Consider the following 16,681-nt stretch of genomic DNA (forward strand, 5'->3'; position numbering starts at 1 on the left):
ATGGCCACGGCCGTGACCGGGCCGGCGCTCGCCCCGTACGACGTACGCGACTGGGCCCGCCGGGCCGGGGCGCTCTCCCCGGTCCTGGCCGTGGTCGCGCTCCTGCTCGTCCCCGGCGGGGGCGGGGCCCAGGGCGGCACCGGCGGTACGGGAACGGTCGCCGACGCGGCCTCCGGGCTGCTGGTCCTCATCTGCCTGGTCCGGGTGCTGCGCGGCGGCGCCCGGCCGCTGACCCGGACGGCCGCCGTCGTCCTCGGCCTGCCGGTCCTCGGGATCTGCCTGGCCGCGATCACCTCGAACGACCCGGCGGCGAGCCTGCCGGGCGTCGCCCGCTACGTGCAGATCTTCGTCCTCGTGCCGGCGGCCGTCCTGCTGATGATCCGCGACCGGCGGGACTTCGCGGTGGTCGCCTGGGGCCTGGTCGGACTCGCGCTGCTCCAGGGCGCGGTCGGCGTCGGCCAGTACCTGACCGGCACCGGCGCCTCCTACCAGGGCGAGGACGTCCGGGCCGTCGGCACCTTCGGGCCGACCGATGTGATGGGCATGGCGACCGTCGTGGCGTACGGCCTCGTCGTCGTCACCGGCATCGCGCTCGGCAGCGGGCCGGGCCGGACGCGGACGGCGGCCCTCGGCTGCGCGGCGCTGCTCCTCGTGCCGCTGGTCCTCTCCTTCAGCCGGGGCGCGTGGATCGCGACCGTCCTCGCCTGCGGCCTGCAGCTGCTGCTGTCGGGGCCCCGGCGGGCGGCCCGGGTGGCGCTGGCCGCCGGTGCGCTCGGGGTGGTCCTGGTCGGCGGTCTCGGCATCGGTTCGTCGATGGTGAAGGAGCGGGTCACCAGCATCACTCAGGTGGCGGCGGCGCCGGACCAGTCGGTCACCGACCGGTACACGATGTGGGCGGCGGCCGGGCGGATGTGGCGGGCGGAGCCGGTCACGGGCGTCGGCCTCAAGGGCTTCCCCGCCCACCGCGACTCGAACGCCTCGCTCGCGCTGTCCTCGGGCAGCGACACGGCGGGCGCGGGCGCCGCCTTCCAGCGGCAGCCGCTGCTGTCCCCGCACAACATGTACCTCCTGGTGCTGAGCGAGCAGGGCCTGTTCGGGCTGCTGGCCCTCGCGGGCAGCTGGGTGGCGCTGCTGGTCGGCGCGCTGCGGCGGCACCGGCTGGGCGCGGACTGCGCGCTCGTCGCCACGGGCCTGCTCGTCTGGCAGCTCATCGACTTCTTCTACGCGGACATCGGCGGCCCCTCGACGGTCCTCCTGTCCGTCGTGCTGGGCCTCGCGGCCTGGTGGGCGCTGGCGGAGGTCAGGCGTGCGTGACCCGTGGGCCGGGGAGCCCGAGCCCACGGACACGCCGCGGGCCGGCGAACCGCGCCCCCCGGCCCGTCCGCCCTGCGGCACCCCGCTCACCGACCCCTGGCCGACCACGCCTCCGGGCCCCACGGACTCCCCGTGGACCCCGGAGGCCGTCGTGCTGCCGGGGCCGGGGTCGGGAGCGGCCGTACGCGAACTCCACGCGACCGGAACCCGTACGTCTTCGGGGTGCGCGACCGACACCCGTACGTCTTCCGGAACCGCCGCCGCTCCCCCGTCCCCGCCCGCCTCCTCCCGTCCTTCCGGCCGCCGCGCCCACGCGCGCGTGCGGCCCGCCCGTGGCGGGGCGTCCGAGGGGCGGGGGTTCCTCGCCAGGGCCGCCGCCGTGACCGCCGGGCTCACCGCCGTCGGGGCGCTGCTCGGGCTCGTACGGGACCAGATCCTGGCCGGGTACTTCGGCGCCGGGGCCGAGACCGACGCGTTCCTGGTGGCGTGGACGGTCCCCGAGTTCGCCTCGACGCTGCTCATCGAGGACGCCATGGCGCTGATCCTGGTGCCCGCGTTCTCCCGGGCGCTGGCCCGCCGTGCGCACAGCCCGTTCGGCGACCCGGTGCGGGCCCTGGTGCGCGGCACGCTCCCCCGGATCGTCCTCGTCCTCGGTGTCGTCTCCGCGCTCCTCGTCGCCGCCGCCCCGCTGCTCGTCCCGGTCCTCGCGCCCGGGCTGCCCGATCCGGCGCTCGCGGTCGACTGCACCCGGCTGACCGGCACCTGTGTGCTGACCTTCTCGCTGGTCGGCTACTGCTCGGCGGCGCTGCGCGCGCACGGCTGCTTCCTGCCGCCGGCCGCGATCTACGTGGCGTACAACGCGGGCATCATCGGCACCGTACTCGTGCTGCGCGAACCGCTGGGGGTGCGCTCCGCCGCCGCCGGGGTCGCGGTCGGCGGGGTCCTGATGGTGCTCGTACAGCTGCCCTCGCTGCTGCGCGAGCTGCGCGCCCGTCCGCTGCCGGTACGGGAGTCCGAGGCGCCCGCGTCCGGCGGCGGCGTGGGCGAGGGCCGCGTCCTGGTCCTGGGGCTCATCGCGCCCGTCGTCGCCTTCTCGCTCTGCCGCCAGTCGCAGACCCTGATCGAGCGCTTCCTCGCCTCGCCGCTGCCCGCCGGTGCCATCTCGCATCTGAACTACGCGCAGAAGGTCGCGCAGATGCCGATGATCCTCTCGCTGATGCTGTGCACGGTCAGCTTCCCGATGGTGGCCCGCGCGCTCGCGGCGGGCGACACGGAGGCGGCCCGCCGCCGGGTCGAGCGGGATCTGCTGCTGGCCGCCGTCGTCGTGCTCGTCGGCGCGTCGACGGTGATCGCCGCCGCCCCCCGTATCGTCGAACTGCTTTTCGAGCGCGGCGAGTTCGGCCGCAGCGACACGGTGGCGACCGCCGCCGTCATGCGGGTGTACGCCCTCGGCCTGCTCGGCCAGACCATGGTCGGCGCCCTCGTCCGCTGCTACTTCTCCGCCGCCCGGCCGCTCTGGTACCCGGCCGCCGCCATGGCCGCCGGGCTCGCCACCACGGCCGCCGCCGGCGTTCCCGCCGCGCACCACTGGGGCGCGGTCGGCATCGCCGCCGCCAACGCCCTCGGCATCACCGTCGCCGCGGTGCTGCTGCTGCGCGGCGCGCGCCGCCAGTCCGTCCCGGTGCACGTCGACCGGCTCGGCGAGGGTCTGCTGCGGCTCGCCGCGGCGGGCGCCTGGGCCGCCGGCGCCGGCTGGCTCTGCTCGATCGCGATCGGCCCCGCGTTCCTCGCCGTCACCGTCGCGGGCCTGGTCGTCATCGGTGTCTTCCTGCTCTTCATCGCCTGCGCCGCCAAGGCGCCCGAGATTCCGCCCCTGCCCCGCTCCGCCTACCGGAGGACCGCCCATGCCCGCCGCCACCGCGCTGCGCCGTCTGCTGCCGAAGCCGCCCCTGTGGGTGAAACCGCCCCTGTGGGTGGCGATGTACCACTCGATCACGGACACCGCTGACGACCCGTACCGGGTGACCGTCTCCCCAGTGCGCTTCGCCCGGCAACTGCACTGGATGGCCGACCGGGGACTGCGCGGGGTCTCGGTGCGGGAACTGCTCGCCGCCACCGCCGAGGGGCGCGCCCGGGGGCTCGTGGGCCTGACCTTCGACGACGGGTACGCGGACTTCGTCGACTCGGCGCTGCCGCTGCTGCGCCGGCACGGCTTCACGGCGACGGTGTACGTCCTGCCGGGGCGGCTCGGCGGGGAGAACGGCTGGGACACGGCCGGGCCGCGCAAGTCGCTGCTCACCGAGGACGGCATCCTGCGGATCGCCGGCGCCGGCATGGAGATCGGCTCGCACGGGCTCACCCACGTCCCGCTCACCGAGGCGGACGACGCGGCGCTCGCCGCCGAGACCGGGCGCAGCCGCGAACTCCTGGAGGAGATGACCGGCGGCCCCGTGGACGGCTTCTGCTACCCGTACGGGCAGGTCGACGCGCGCGTGATCCGCGCCGTCCGCAAGGCCGGCTACCGCTACGCCTGCGCGATCGACCCGGGCCCGTACACCGGCGCGTACGCCCTGCCCCGGGTCCACATCGGCGAGGACGACACCCCCTGGCGGCTCGCCGCCAAGCGCGTCCTGCACCCGCTGCGCCGCCGCCACCCCGCCGATCTGACGCCCGCGCCGTACGGCCCCGCCGTGGTCGGTGCGCCGTGAAGGTGCTGCACGTCATCACCGGGCTCGGCATCGGTGGCGCCGAGCAGCAGCTGCGGCTGCTGCTGCGGCACCTGCCGGTGCGGAGCGACGTCGTCACCCTGACCAACCCCGGGGCCGTCGCCGCGGGCATCGAGGCGGACGGCACCCCCGTCACCCATCTGGGCATGACCGGGAACCGCGACCTCGGCGCGCTGCCGCGGCTCGCGCGGATCGTCCGGCAGGGCCGCTACGACCTCGTCCACACCCATCTGTACCGGGCGTGCGTGTACGGCAGGACGGCGGCCCGGCTGGCCGGGGTGCGGCGGGTCATCGCCACCGAGCACTCCCTCGGCGAGACGCAGATCGAGGGCCGTCCGCTCTCCGCGGGGACCCGCGCCCTGTATCTGGCGTCCGAGCGGCTCGGCACCTCCACGGTCGCCGTCTCGCCCAGCGTGGCGCGCCGGCTCGCCGACTGGGGAGTGCCCCCGCAGCGCATCCGGGTCGTCCCCAACGGCATCGAGACGGGCCGCTTCGCCTTCGACGCCCGCGCCCGCCGCCGCACCCGGGAGGCCCTCGGGCTCCCCGAGGACGCCCATGTCGTCGGCGGGGTGGGGCGGCTGACGCCGGGGAAGCGCTTCGACCGGCTCGTCCGGGCGGTGGCCGAGGTCCCGGAGGCCCGGCTGCTGCTCGTCGGCGAGGGCGAGCGGCGCGAGGAGCTGCTGCGGACGGCCCACGCCTGCGGGGCCGCCGACCGGGTGCTGCTGACCGGCGCCTGCGAGGACCCGCCGACCGCCTCCTCCACGGGCCCTTCACTGCCGGAACTGCTGGCCGCCATGGACGTGTTCGTGTCCACCTCCCCCGACGAGACCTTCGGGCTCGCCGTCGTCGAGGCCCTCGCCGCCGGACTGCCCGTGCTGTACGTGGCCTGCCCGGCGATCGACGACCTGGCACCGGACGCCGCCCCGGGCGCGCGCCGGATCGGCGGGTCCGTGCCCGAGCTGGTCTCCGCGCTGCGCGGCATCCGGGACGCCCGGCTCGCCCGCCTCCCGCTGCCGGCGGCGGCCCGCCGCTACGACATCGCGCACAGCGCCGGCCAGTTGATGTCCCTCTACGACCAGGCCGTCCACGGCACCCCCTCCCCCGCGAACTGAGAGAGCCCGACCGATGAACACCACCCCACCCCGCACCTCCCTCCCCGCCGCCCTGCGCAGGCCAGGCCGCTGGGCGGTCCTGCCCGCCGCCGTCCTCGCCGGGGCGGCGCTCGGCGGCGGATACGGGGCCCTGAAGACCCCGCGGTACGCGGCGACCAGCTATGTCATCGTCGTACCGGCCGGGAAGTCCGACCCGGCGGCGGCGCTCGGCTTCGCGCAGGCGTACGGGCGGGTCGCCACCGACATCGCGGTGACCGGCGACGCCCAGGTGTGGGCCGGGGTCACCGCCGACACCCTGCGCCGGAGCGTGCAGGCGGCGACCTCCCCGGACGCGCCGATGATCTCCGTCACCGCCCAGTCGGAACAGCCCTCGAAGGCCGTGTCGATGGCCGACGGGGTGGCCCGCGCGCTCGTCCTCAACAGCTCGCACGTCGCGGGCAGCACGGGCGTGAAGGTCGTCCAGTTCTCCCGGGCCACGAAGCCGATCGCCCCCGTCTCCCCCTCGGCGCCGCTCTCCGCGCTCGTCGGCGCCTGCGCGGGTGGCCTCCTCGGCGGTCTCGCCCTGCTGGTCCGCCCGAAGCGCGCCGCCTCGCGCGGCGAGGCCCGCCACTCCCGGCAGACGGCCGCCCCGGCCGGGTCCGCCGCCGTGCCCGCCCCGGCCACCGCCGCGCACCAGCCGGAGGCGGTGTGACCCCGAGATCGCTGAGCACCGGGATCTGCCGTGACGAGGAAGGGTTCGGGCGCCTGGCGGCCGAGTGGACGGCGCTGTACGGGCGCTGCTCCACCGCCACCCCCTTCCAGTCCCACGCCTGGCTGCACTCCTGGTGGCTCTCGTACGGCAGGCCCGGCGCGCTGCGGGTGGTGCTCGTACGGGGCGCCGACGGCGCACTCGTCGCCGCCGCGCCCCTGATGCGGGCCCGGGGGCCGCTGCCCGTCCTCACCCAGCTCGGCGGCACGATCACCGACTTCACGGACGTGCTCGTCGACGACGACTGCCCGGAGGCGGCGCCCGCGCTGGCCCGGGGCATCGCCAGGGCCGCCCGGGGCGCGGTGGTCGACCTGCGGGAGGTACGGCCGGGGGCGGCCGTCGAGCAGGTCTTCGCCCGCTGGCGGGGCCCGCGCAGGCGGCTGCCCGACTCGCTGTGCCTGGAACTGCCCGCCGTACCCATGGAGGGGCTCCTCGAACGCATCCCCTCCGGGAAGGCGCAGCGGGTCCGGGCCAAGCTGCGGAAGCTGGACGCGCTCGGGATCGACGCGCACGTCGTCGGCGGGGCGGAGGTGCCCGCCGCCCTCGACCGCCTCCTGAGGCTCCATCAGCTCCAGTGGCAGGGGCGGGGGGTGACCGCCGAGCACACCAGCGAACGCTTCGCCGCGCACCTCACCCGTGCCGTGCGTCCGATGGTGGAGCGCGGGGACGCGATGGTCACGGAGTTCCGGCTCGCCGGGGACGTGGTGGCCGCCGACCTGACCCTGATGTCCCCCCGGCTCGCGGGCGGCTATCTGTACGGCGCCGATCCCGCGCTGCGCGCCCGCAAGGTCGACGTGGCGACGATGCTGCTGCGGCACGGCGCCGGGGAGACCAGCGCGGGCGGGCGGGCCACGCTGAGCATGCTGCGGGGCACCGAGGCGTACAAGCACCACTGGCGGCCCGAGACCGTGGGCAACCAGCGGCTGATGCTCACGGGGCGCGGTACGGCCCCGCTGCTGTGGCTGCGGGCGGGCGCCGCCGACGCGCGCCGCTGGGCGGCCCGGCAGGCGCGCGAGCGCCCCTGGGTGGGGCGGGCGCTCGGCCGGCTGCCGGGGCGGACGCCGCGCGGCGGCGGCGGATGAGTCCCGCCGCCGCCGCGCACGACCACCGGTACGGACCGGTCAGAAGGGCCAGACGCCCTTCAGCGAGTCCTTCCAGTCGAGGTCGACCTTGTCCTTCCAGGAGTCCTTGGGGACACAGACCGGCCCGCCGATCCAACTCTCGACCCATGAACCGAGGTTCACGGTCCAGCAGGAGGGCTTGGGTTCGGGCTTCGGCTCCGGCTCCGGCTCCGGCTCCGGCTGGGGCTCGGGCTTCGGTTCCGGCTTCGGTTCCGGCTTGGGCTCAGGCTTCGGTTCCGGCTTCGGTTCCGGCTTCGGTTCCGGCTTGGGCTCAGGCTTGGGCTCCGGCTTGGGCTCAGGCTTGGGCTCCGGCTTGGGCTCCGGCTTGGGCTCAGGCTTTGGTTCCGGCTTGGGCTCCGGCTTGGGCTCAGGCTTCGGTTCCGGCTTCGGCTCAGGCTTCGGTTCCGGAATCGTCGGGTCCGTCGGGTCCGTCGGCCATGTCGGGTCCGTCGGCCACGTCGGGTCCGTCGGCCACGTCGGATCCGACGGCCACGTCGGATCCGTCGGCCACGTCGGATCCGTCGGCCACGTCGGATCCGTCGGATCGGTCGGATCCGTCGGATCGGTCGGATCCGTCGGCTGTGTCGGGACTCCCGGTTCCGTGCCGTACAGCATCTGGCGGAACGTCGCCGAGGACCGGGGATTGTCGTCGCACTGCCAGACGCCGTGCGGGCAGTAATCGGTGATCGTGTGGTAGAGAGGCTTGTGCAGTTTCATCCATTCGAGCATGCGCCGCACGTATGCGGGATTGTCCCCGTTCCGGAAGAGACCCCATTCGGGATACGAGATCTGCTTTCCGTGCTCGGCGGCGAAATCGACCTGCTTCTGGAGCCCGTACGGCTCACTGACGTGCTGGTCGAAACGGGAACCCGAGGGCTGGTCGTACGAGTCCATTCCGATGATGTCGACGACGTCGTCACCCGGGTAGCACTCGGTCCACGGAACGGCGTCGAGCCCGCGGCTCGGATTGAAGTCGAAGCGGAACTCCTGGCCGGGTACCGAGCGCATCGCGGCGACGATCCGGTTCCAGTACTTCTTCCACGCGGTGGGGTCGGGCCCGCACCGGTGGGTGTAGGTGGTGCCGTTCATCTCCCAGCCGAGGACGACGACGGTGTCGGCGGCCCGGAGCCCGACGAGGCGCCGGGCGAGCGTCCTGAAGTGGTGGTCGTAGTAGCCGGCGGCGCCGAGCCGGAGCTGCCGGCGGACCTCGGCGTCGGAGACCCCGGCCTCGTTGCGCTCCAGCATGGGCACGTTGAGCACCAACATGCGGTCGGACTTCTCGTTGCGCCAGTCCGCCCAGGCGTCGAGGAAGCCGGGGGGTCCCTCGATGTTCTTCCAGAGGTCGCCCGGAAGGTAGGTGTGGCCGACGCGCAGCTCACGGCCACCGAGCCACTGCTGGAGGGCCTCGATACGGGCGACCCCGAGCGCGCCCGAATCGAGGAAGGCACCCATGGCGCCGGAGAGCGACGGCCCGGGATCGCCCGTCGTGACGGACTCGGCGGCGCGGGCGGGGGACGACAGCACGACTGAACCCGTGGCGAGAAGACCGGCGGTGAAAACCCCCAGCCACGCTCTCACTGTTCTCCGGTGTGCAGCTCCCATGGCCACTCCCTCACTTCGAACGTCTTTTGATGATCCGTCAATCTGATACTCCGAAAGTATTCCTAATGAGCCGACCGTGAACTCGGCTTCCCTCTGATCAGTAGTCCATTAGATGATTTGATCGCCCAGTTGGGGCACCCGAGAGGAAGGGCATGCCGTGCCGCGCAGTCAGCGTTTCGACACCAGCGTCCCCACCGTCCTTGTGCGGCTCGATCCGAACCCCTTCCATCACGGCACTCTCGGAGCAGCGCGCTCATTGGGCCGGGCGGGAATTCCGGTGCACGCCGTCATCGAATCGACCACCAGTCCGGTCGCCCGCTCCCGCCATGTCCACTCGGTCCGCGCCCGCCGCGCGACGGACCCCCCCGGGGAGCTGGTCGCCCTCCTCCACCGGATCGCCGACGAACTGACGGACGGTCGGACGCGCGGTCGGACGGACGGCAGAACGGCCGGCGGGACGGGAGACAGGACGGACGCACCCGGCGACGGCGCCCCCGACGCACCGTCACCTCCCCTGCTCGTCCTCCCGCTCGACGACGTCAGCGCCCTCGCGCTGGCCCGCCGCCGCGCCGACCTCTCCCCCCGGTTCCTGCTGCCCGAGCAGAGCGAGGAACAGCTGTTGCGCGTCGCCGACAAGGCCTCGCTCGCCGGGACCTGCGCGGACCTGGGGCTGCCCCATCCCCGTACCGAACTCCCCGCCGGCGCCGACGAGGCCGCCGCCATGGCCTGGTCGATCGGGCTTCCGGTGGTGGCCAAGTGGAGCCGGCCCTGGCTGCTGCCGGCGGGCGCCGGGCTCCGCAGCACCTCGATCGTGCGGTCGCTGGCCGAGGTCCGGGAGCTGTACGCCCGCACCCCGGAGGCCGGCAGCCGGCTGCTGCTCCAGGAGCTGCTTCCGGCCGGCCGGGACCTCGACTGGTTCTTCCACGGGTACGTGGACTCGGCGGGCCGCTGTGCGACGGGGGCGACCGGCCGCAAGGAGCGTTCCTGGCCGGACGGCGCCGGGCTCACCGCCGTCGGCCGCTGGACGGTGAACCCGGCCCTGGACCGCACGGCCCGCGACCTGCTCGACGCGCTGGGCTACCGGGGCGTGTGCGACCTGGACTTCCGGCTCGACCGGTCCACGGGCGCGTACCACCTGCTCGACTTCAACCCCCGGCCCGGCGCGCAGTTCCGGCTCTTCGCCGACCCCTCCGGCCTGGACGTGGTCCGCGCCCTCCATCTGGACCTCACCGGCCGTCCCGTACCGCCGCACTCCCCCGCGTACGGGCGCCGGTTCGTCGTCGAGAACTACACGGCGCTCTCGGTGCTGGCCTCGCCGCGCCGCCGGTACGCGACCGAGCCCGGGGCCGCGCGCCGGACCGAGTACGCCTGGTGGGCGGCCGACGACCCGGCGCCGGCGCTCGCCATGGGCCGCGCCTGGCTCGCCCACCTGCTGCGCAAGGGGCTGTCCGTGCTGCGCGGCGTCCTGGGCTCCGGCCGGACCGGACCGCCGGCGCCGCCCTCGGCACCACCGGCCCGCAGCTCCTCCCAGCAGCTCACCCCACGATGAAGGCGGAAGGCACGATGTCGAACACGTACGACCTGGTGGTCGTCGGGGCCGGACCCTACGGCCTGTCCGTGGCCGCACACGCGGCCTCCCACGGGCTGCGCCTGCGGACCTTCGGCCGCTCGATGGAGTCCTGGCACGCGATGCCCCCGGGCATGTTCCTGAAGTCGGAGCCCTGGGCCTCGCACCTCTCCGACCCGGAGGGGGCGTACGGGCTCGACGCGTACGCCGCCGCGCGCGGCGTGCGCGCCGAGCACGGGGTGCCGCTCCCGGTGGACTTCTTCGCCTCGTACGGCGACTGGTTCGCCCGGCAGGCCGTGCCCGCCCTCGACGAGCGGCTGATCGGCTCGGTCACCCCCACCGCCGACGGCTTCGCGCTGCTCACCGAGGACGGCGAACCCCTCCGCACCCGGACGGTGGCGCTCGCCGTCGGCGTCCTGCCCTTCATGGAGGTGCCGGGTCCGCTGCGCGGCCTGGACCGGCGGTACGTCACCCACTCCAGCCACCACGGCGCACTGGACCGCTTCGCCGGGCGGGACGTCACGGTCGTCGGCGCGGGCCAGGCGGCCCTGGAGACGGCCGCGCTCCTCGTGGAGCGGGGCGCGGGCACGGTCAGGATCGTCGCGCGCGCGGACCGGCTGAACTGGAACACCCTGCCCCCGGCGCTCGACCGCGGCCTCTGGCCCACGCTGCGCGCCCCGCACACGGGACTCGGCTGCGGCTGGCGGAACAGGCTCTACGCCGACGCCCCGGGCATCTTCCGGCGCCTCCCGGCCACCGCCCGCGAGCGGATCTTCGACTCGGCGCTCGGCCCGGCGGGCGCCTGGTGGCTCCGTGAGCGCTTCGTGGCGGTCGGGGACGTACGCCTGGGGCAGCGGATCACCGCGGCGGCGGTGACCGGGGACGAGCGGCTGCGACTCGATGTGACCGGTCCGGGCGGTACGACGGTCCTGGAGACCGACCACGTGATCGCGGCCACCGGTTTCACCCCCGCCCTGGACCGGGCGCACATGCTCTCCCCGACGCTGCGCGGCGCGCTGCGGACGGTCGGCGCGGGCGGCGCCCCGGAGGTCGGCGGGCTCTTCGAGTCCTCGTGGCCCGGCCTCTTCCTCGCCGGACTGCTCACCGCCCCGTCGTACGGGCCCTCGATGCGGTTCGTCCTCGGCGCCGAGTACACGGCGGAGCGTCTGGTGCGCGGGGTGCGGCAGCGGCTGCGCGCGGGGGCCCGGGGCGGCGGCGCGGTGGGCCGGCCGCGTACGGGCGGGAGGGCGCCGGTCTCGGCATGACGCAGGGCCGGCCCCGGAGAGCGGATGCTCTCCGGGGCCGGCCCCGTGCCTGTGTGCCGCAGAGGACTCAGGCGTTGATGCAGGTGTTGCCGAAGGCCGGGTTGAGCAGACCGATGACGTTGATGCTGTTGCCACAGGCGTTGATCTGCGTGTGGATCGGGATCTGGACGACGTTGCCGGAGAGGACGCCCGGCGAACCGACCGCGACACCCTCCGCGCCCGCGTCGGCGAAGGCGGGGGACGCTGCGCCCATGGCCATGATGATTCCGGCGACGACGGCAGCAGCCTTCTTACAGTTCATTTCGTCTGCATCCTTTCGGTGGCGGAACACGTTCAGAGAACACAACGAACATCCCACACAAAGGAAACCGGAAGAACGTCGAATTCTGCTCGTTCACTCCGTTGCACGCACGACTTGGGCCGGAAGAGAACACGAGGGTTCCCTTCCGGCCCAAGTCGCGCGCTGCGGATCAGCCGTTGAAGGCACCGTTGCCGGAGAGCACCGGGATGTCCTCGACGAGGTGCGACAGCGGCTCGTCGCCCTTGGCCTGGGTGGAGTTCTCGGCGCACTGCTGGTTCTGCGGGGAGGAGAGGACGTTGACGTCCTGCACCGCGACCGGGACGAGGACACCGACGACCGAGCCGACGTTGCCCTTGACCGGAGCGCCGAGGCAGAGCTTGTTCAGCGAGCCCTGGACGGCCGAGAACTGGGGGCTCATGTCGCCCGCGGTCTTCGAGTTGCCGAACGCGGTGTGGGCGCCGTTGCCGCTGAGCGAGGTCGTGCCGCCGTCGTCGGCGATGGCGAGCGCCGGGGAGGCCGCCGCAGCAGAAGCGCCGACAACAGAGGCCGTAACAGCCGCAGCCGCCATAATCTTCTTGATCACGGTGATTCCGTTCCTGTTCCCACCAATCGACCTGATTGATGCGACGGGATCAACTGCGGGGACGGACTTTGGTTCCGGCGCTTCACCCGTTCGACTGGGACCGTGTTTCGCGCTGCCGCGCGCGCTCCGCCAACGGAGTGACACAGCGGAACCCTTGCGTCCGGCGCCAGTTGATCAGGTCGCTCCCTGCACGGAGCCGGTTCTAGAAGGGAACTCCCGTGATCAAGAAGGTTATGGCCACCGCGGCCGCGGCCGTCTCCATCGTCGGCGCCACCGCCGCCGTGGCCTCCCCCGCGCTCGCCATCAGCAACGACGGCGGCACCACCTCGCTCAGCGGCAACGGTGCGCACCAGGAGTACGGCAACTCCGCCACGTACGGCAACATGAGCCCCCAGTTCGCGCTGGTCCAGGGCTCCCTGAACAAGCCGTGCATCGGCCTGCCGGCCAAGGTCAACGCCGGTTCGCTCATCGGTGCCATCCCGATCAGCGTCCAGGACATCAACGTGCTGTCCTCCCCGCAGAACCAGCAGTGCACCGAGAACTCCACCCAGGCCAAGGGCGACGAGCCGCTGTCGCACATCCTGGACGACATCCCGGTCCTGTCGGGCAACGGCGTCGGCAACAACTGACGTTCCACCGCCTGCCGGCGTCCGCGCTCGCGCGCGACGACGTCACACGTCAGGGGCCGCCCTCCGGGGCGGCCCCTTTCGCCGTGCCGTGCTCCGTGCCGCCGCTTCGCCGCCCGGCTACCAGGTCGGCCAGACCGGCGTCGCCATCAGCCGTTCCCATTCCCGGTCCGGCACCCCCGGCACCGTCCGCCCCGACTGGGCCCATTGGGTCACCAGCGCCGAATACACCGGGAACGGTGTGCGTTCGGCCGGGGGCGGGTCACTCACATATCGGCTCTTCGGAATGAAGGCCATCCGTTCCCATTTACCGGGATCCGGCGCCATCTTCGCTCCTTCCGCTGCGATTCCCGCATCATTACACAGGCACCACAGGAGAGTGATTCGTCCTGTTCATGTCGCGTCGCGTACCTGTGTGCGACCACATTCGAAATGGCGTGCGGACATGAAATTCCCGCGACTCGCTCACCACCTTTTCCCCGGCCGGCACCGCGACCGGCGTACCGGAGAGCTGCGCGCCGCCCACCCCGCGAAGATCAACAACGCCTGAGCGGAAGGGGGTTCCGCGTTCGCCGTGGAGACCGTGGAATCGATGACCGGGCTGCCCGTCCACCGGATCTGGAGATCGACTTCCGTCGCTTCATGGACACCGTCGACCAGGTCGACGGCGGCGTGCCCGTCTGCACGGAGAAGCCGCTCAAGGGCCCTGTCACCGGGATCGATCTGGCCCCCGGCACCAAGCGCGTCCACGGCGGCGAGGCCCTGCGGTACGTGCGGTCGCGGCGGGCCGACGGGCAGATGGACTTCGGCCGGATCCAGAAGCAGCAGCAGTTCCTGGTGAATACCCTGGAGCGGCTCCGCGACAGCGTCCTGGACGGCCCCGCCTGGCTGCCGAGGTCTTCGGGCGACTGCGCGCGGACGAGCCGCCGCCGCCCGCGGACACCGTCGCGCCCAGCGAGATCCCGGTGGGCGCCTACCGGCCCACGCCGGGGTCTTCGCTCATCTGCCCGTAGTCCGTCCGGTGGACATCGCGGAACCTCCGGGCCTCCGACCAGTTGATCAGCACGGCTCGGCACTCAGCGAGCCACAATCCGAAAGGCCTGAACAATGAAGAAGCTGTTGGCTACGGCTGCTGTGGCTGCGTCGGTCCTCGGCGCGACGGCGGCGGGTGCCGGTCAGGCGCTCGCGATCGCCGACGACGGTGGCACCACCTCGCTCAGCGGCAACGGTGCGCACCAGGAGTTCGGCAACTCCGCCACCTACGGCAACATGAGCCCGCAGTTCGCGCTGGTCCAGGGCTCCCTGAACAAGCCGTGCGTCGGGCTGCCGGCCAAGGTCAACGCCGGTTCGCTCATCGGCCTCGTCCCGATCGCGGTGCAGGACGTCAACGTGCTGTCCTCCCCGCAGAACCAGCAGTGCACCGAGAACTCCACCCAGGCCAAGGGCGACGAGCCGCTGTCGCACATCCTGGACGACATCCCGGTCCTGTCCGGCAACGGCGCGGGCAACAGCTGAGCGACGACGCTCAGCCGGGTGCGGCCCCGCGGCCCCTCCTCGGAGGGGTCGCGGGGCCGTCCCCGTTCCGGCCCGGGCCTCAGATCTTCCGGCGCAGCTCGGCCGGGTCGGTGACCGGCGCGTCACAGGTGAAGTGACGGCACACGTACGCGGCGGGCGCACCGGCCACCAGCGGGCGGTCCCTCAGCAGCGGGAACTCCTCGCTGTCGGGGGCGCCGAAGGCGAGCACCGCGCCCGGGGCGGTCGCCCGGAGCGCGGTACGGCGCAGCTCCCGGAAGGCCTCGTCGCCGGGGGTGCCCACGACGGCGATCTCCCGGGGCCCGTCGAGGAGGGCCTCGGAGACGGCCAGGCCCCAGCCGATGAAGCGGGGCGCGCGGGGGCCGAGTGCCTTGACGACGCCGAGGGCGCCCTCGGCGGCGGCGCGATGGGGCTCCGAGCCGGTCTGGGCGGCGTACGAGAGCAGTGCTCCGGCGGCGGCCGTCCAGCCGGACGGGGCCGCGTTGTCCGTGGGGTCCTGCGGGCGGCGGATCAGCGCCTCGGCGTCGTGGGCGGTGTCGTACAGAGCGCCGCCCTCGGCGGTGAAGCGGTCGAGGACCAGGTCCAGGAGGAAGCCGGCGAACTCCAGCCAGGCGCCCTCGCCGGTGACGGCGGCGAGGGCGAGGAAGCCCTCGGCGACGTCGGCGTAGTCCTCGAGGACGCCCGCGTTGGTGCCGGCCCGGCCGTCCCTGGACGTACGGGTGAGACGGGCGGACTCGTCCATGTGGACCCGTACCAGCAGGTCGGCGGCCTCCGTGGCGCGCTCGACGAGGTCGGGGCGGTCGAAGAGGGCGCCCGTCTCGGCCAGGGCGGCGATCGCCAGGCCGTTCCAGGCGGCGACGACCTTGTCGTCACGGCCGGGGCGCTCGCGCTCCTCGCGGGCGGCGAGGAGGCGGGCCGCGATCGAGGCGGTCCGGTCGGCGTCGGCCGGGCCGGTCCCCTCCGGGAGCTGGAGCACGGAGCTGCCGTGCTCGAAGGTGCCGTCCCCGGTGACGCCGTAGTGGGCGGCGGCGAGGGCGGCGTCCTCCGCGCCCAGGACCTCGGCCAGCTGCTCCGGGGTCCACACGTAGAAGGCGCCCTCGACGTGCCTGCCCGTGCCGTCGTCGCTGTCCGCGTCGAGCGCTGAGGCGAACCCGCCCTCGGGGGTGCGGAGTTCGCGGACCAGGAAGTCGGCGGTCTCCAGGGCGACCCGGCGGGCGAGGTCGCTGCCGGTCGCCTTCCACAGGTGCGCGTACACCCGGCAGAGCAGGGCGTTGTCGTACAGCATCTTCTCGAAGTGCGGTACCAAAGGTCCACCGACCTTCGGCGTGAGCACGTACCGGTGGAACCCGCCTCCCACCTGGTCGTACAGACTCGAACGGGCCATCGCGCCGCACAGCCCATCCGCCATCTCCAGCGCGGCCACGGAGCCGGCCCGCGCGTGGTGGCGCAACAGGAACTCGATCACCATCGACGGCGGGAACTTGGTGTCGCCCTTGAACCAGCCGCTCGCGGGGTCGATGTCCCGGGTCAGTTGGAGAAGGGCCAGGGCTTGGGATTCCTCGGTGGGCACCCCGTCATCCCCGGTGCTCAGCTCCCGCGCGGCAAGGTCCCGTGTGATCTTCCCCGCGACTTCTCCCACCTCGTCCCGTCGGCTCGTCCAGGCGCTGTGCACGCCTTCGAGTACCTGACGGAAAGACGCCATGCCATGTCGAGCCTCGGGTGGGAAGTAGGTGCCGAAGTAGAACGGCTCCCCGTCGGGGGTCATGAACACGGACATGGGCCAGCCGCCCTGCCCGGTCGCGGCCTGCACCGCCTCCATGTAGACCGCGTCCACGTCGGGCCGCTCCTCACGGTCCACCTTGACGGACACGAAGTGCTCGTTCATGTACGCGGCGGTGCCGTCGTCCTCGAACGACTCGTGCGCCATGACATGGCACCAGTGGCAGGCGCTGTAGCCGACGCTCAAGAACACGGGGACATCGCGCCGCCGGGCTTCTTCGAACGCGCCGGCCTCCCATGGCCGCCAGTCGACGGGGTTGTCCGCGTGCTGGAGGAGGTACGGGGACGTGGCCTGGGCGAGTCGATTGGACATACCCCCATCCTTGCGCATCCGCCGACGCCCGCCCATGCGCCACGGAGGCAGCGTATGAACGGGGCCGGGCCGAACCGCCGAGCTGTCTTGC

General features: G+C 73.5%; 16 protein-coding genes. 11 read left to right on the forward strand and 5 right to left on the reverse strand.

What is annotated here, in order from left to right:
- The 6 genes from ABT154_RS04710 to ABT154_RS04735 all read left to right on the forward strand — a co-directional run bounded on the left by ABT154_RS04710 (position 1) and on the right by ABT154_RS04735 (position 6,982).
- Positions 1 to 1,314, forward strand: a complete 1,314-nt coding sequence (locus tag ABT154_RS04710; protein ID WP_351852780.1) for an O-antigen ligase family protein — start codon at positions 1 to 3, stop codon at positions 1,312 to 1,314.
- A gap of 319 nt (positions 1,315 to 1,633) precedes the next feature.
- The gene (locus ABT154_RS04715) at positions 1,634 to 3,322 is read left to right on the forward strand and encodes a lipid II flippase MurJ (protein WP_351853168.1); all 1,689 of its coding nucleotides are present in this window, start codon (positions 1,634 to 1,636) and stop codon (positions 3,320 to 3,322) included.
- Positions 3,219 to 4,022: a polysaccharide deacetylase family protein gene (locus ABT154_RS04720; protein ID WP_351852783.1), complete on the forward strand. Its 804-nt coding sequence runs from the start codon at positions 3,219 to 3,221 to the stop codon at positions 4,020 to 4,022. The genes ABT154_RS04715 and ABT154_RS04720 overlap by 104 nt, the downstream gene beginning before the upstream one ends.
- A complete protein-coding gene (locus ABT154_RS04725; RefSeq protein ID WP_351852785.1) occupies positions 4,019 to 5,152 on the forward strand; it encodes a glycosyltransferase in 1,134 nt (377 codons plus the stop codon). Before ABT154_RS04720 ends, ABT154_RS04725 begins: the two co-directional genes overlap by 4 nt.
- A gap of 13 nt (positions 5,153 to 5,165) precedes the next feature.
- On the forward strand, positions 5,166 to 5,843 hold the full coding sequence (locus ABT154_RS04730; RefSeq protein ID WP_351852788.1) for a YveK family protein: 678 nt from the start codon (positions 5,166 to 5,168) through the stop codon (positions 5,841 to 5,843).
- Positions 5,840 to 6,982, forward strand: coding sequence for a GNAT family N-acetyltransferase (locus tag ABT154_RS04735; RefSeq protein ID WP_351852790.1), 1,143 nt, complete (start codon positions 5,840 to 5,842; stop codon positions 6,980 to 6,982). The genes ABT154_RS04730 and ABT154_RS04735 overlap by 4 nt, the downstream gene beginning before the upstream one ends.
- 39 nt (positions 6,983 to 7,021) lie before the next feature.
- On the opposite strand, the gene ABT154_RS04740 is transcribed toward ABT154_RS04735, so the two are convergent.
- On the reverse strand, positions 7,022 to 8,623 hold the full coding sequence (locus tag ABT154_RS04740) for a glycoside hydrolase family 26 protein (protein WP_351852792.1): 1,602 nt from the start codon (positions 8,621 to 8,623) through the stop codon (positions 7,022 to 7,024).
- Between the two features lie 157 nt (positions 8,624 to 8,780).
- On the opposite strand from ABT154_RS04740, the gene ABT154_RS04745 reads away from it, so the two are divergent.
- A complete protein-coding gene (locus ABT154_RS04745; RefSeq protein ID WP_351852794.1) occupies positions 8,781 to 10,172 on the forward strand; it encodes a carboxylate--amine ligase in 1,392 nt (463 codons plus the stop codon).
- A gap of 14 nt (positions 10,173 to 10,186) precedes the next feature.
- Complete coding sequence (locus tag ABT154_RS04750; RefSeq protein ID WP_351852796.1) at positions 10,187 to 11,455, forward strand: FAD-dependent oxidoreductase; 1,269 nt, start codon at positions 10,187 to 10,189, stop codon at positions 11,453 to 11,455.
- Positions 11,456 to 11,522: 67 nt separating this feature from the next.
- Here the strand turns inward: ABT154_RS04750 and ABT154_RS04755 are convergent, their stop codons facing one another.
- Complete coding sequence (locus tag ABT154_RS04755) at positions 11,523 to 11,756, reverse strand: chaplin (RefSeq protein ID WP_351852799.1); 234 nt, start codon at positions 11,754 to 11,756, stop codon at positions 11,523 to 11,525.
- Positions 11,757 to 11,925: 169 nt separating this feature from the next.
- Positions 11,926 to 12,339 carry a rodlin gene (locus ABT154_RS04760; protein WP_351852800.1) on the reverse strand — a complete coding sequence of 138 codons (414 nt, stop codon included), beginning with the start codon at positions 12,337 to 12,339 and terminating at the stop codon, positions 11,926 to 11,928.
- A gap of 218 nt (positions 12,340 to 12,557) precedes the next feature.
- Between ABT154_RS04760 and ABT154_RS04765 the strand changes: the two genes are divergently transcribed.
- Complete coding sequence (locus tag ABT154_RS04765; RefSeq protein ID WP_351852803.1) at positions 12,558 to 12,968, forward strand: rodlin; 411 nt, start codon at positions 12,558 to 12,560, stop codon at positions 12,966 to 12,968.
- 117 nt (positions 12,969 to 13,085) lie between these two features.
- Here ABT154_RS04765 and ABT154_RS04770 read toward each other — a convergent pair whose 3' ends face one another.
- Complete coding sequence (locus ABT154_RS04770; RefSeq protein WP_351852805.1) at positions 13,086 to 13,292, reverse strand: hypothetical protein; 207 nt, start codon at positions 13,290 to 13,292, stop codon at positions 13,086 to 13,088.
- A gap of 315 nt (positions 13,293 to 13,607) precedes the next feature.
- Between ABT154_RS04770 and ABT154_RS04775 the strand changes: the two genes are divergently transcribed.
- Together ABT154_RS04775 and ABT154_RS04780 are read left to right on the forward strand one after the other, a co-directional pair.
- Positions 13,608 to 14,024, forward strand: a complete 417-nt coding sequence (locus ABT154_RS04775; RefSeq protein ID WP_351852808.1) for an LCP family protein — start codon at positions 13,608 to 13,610, stop codon at positions 14,022 to 14,024.
- Positions 14,025 to 14,072: 48 nt separating this feature from the next.
- Positions 14,073 to 14,480 (forward strand): rodlin, encoded by a 408-nt coding sequence (locus tag ABT154_RS04780; protein WP_351852810.1) that lies wholly within the window; start codon positions 14,073 to 14,075, stop codon positions 14,478 to 14,480.
- Between the two features lie 79 nt (positions 14,481 to 14,559).
- On the opposite strand, the gene ABT154_RS04785 is transcribed toward ABT154_RS04780, so the two are convergent.
- On the reverse strand, positions 14,560 to 16,590 hold the full coding sequence (locus ABT154_RS04785) for a thioredoxin domain-containing protein (protein WP_351852813.1): 2,031 nt from the start codon (positions 16,588 to 16,590) through the stop codon (positions 14,560 to 14,562).
- Positions 16,591 to 16,681 lie beyond the last annotated feature (91 nt).

Source organism: Streptomyces sp. NPDC001728 (assembly GCF_040297565.1).
Taxonomy (GTDB): Bacteria; Actinomycetota; Actinomycetes; order Streptomycetales; family Streptomycetaceae; genus Streptomyces.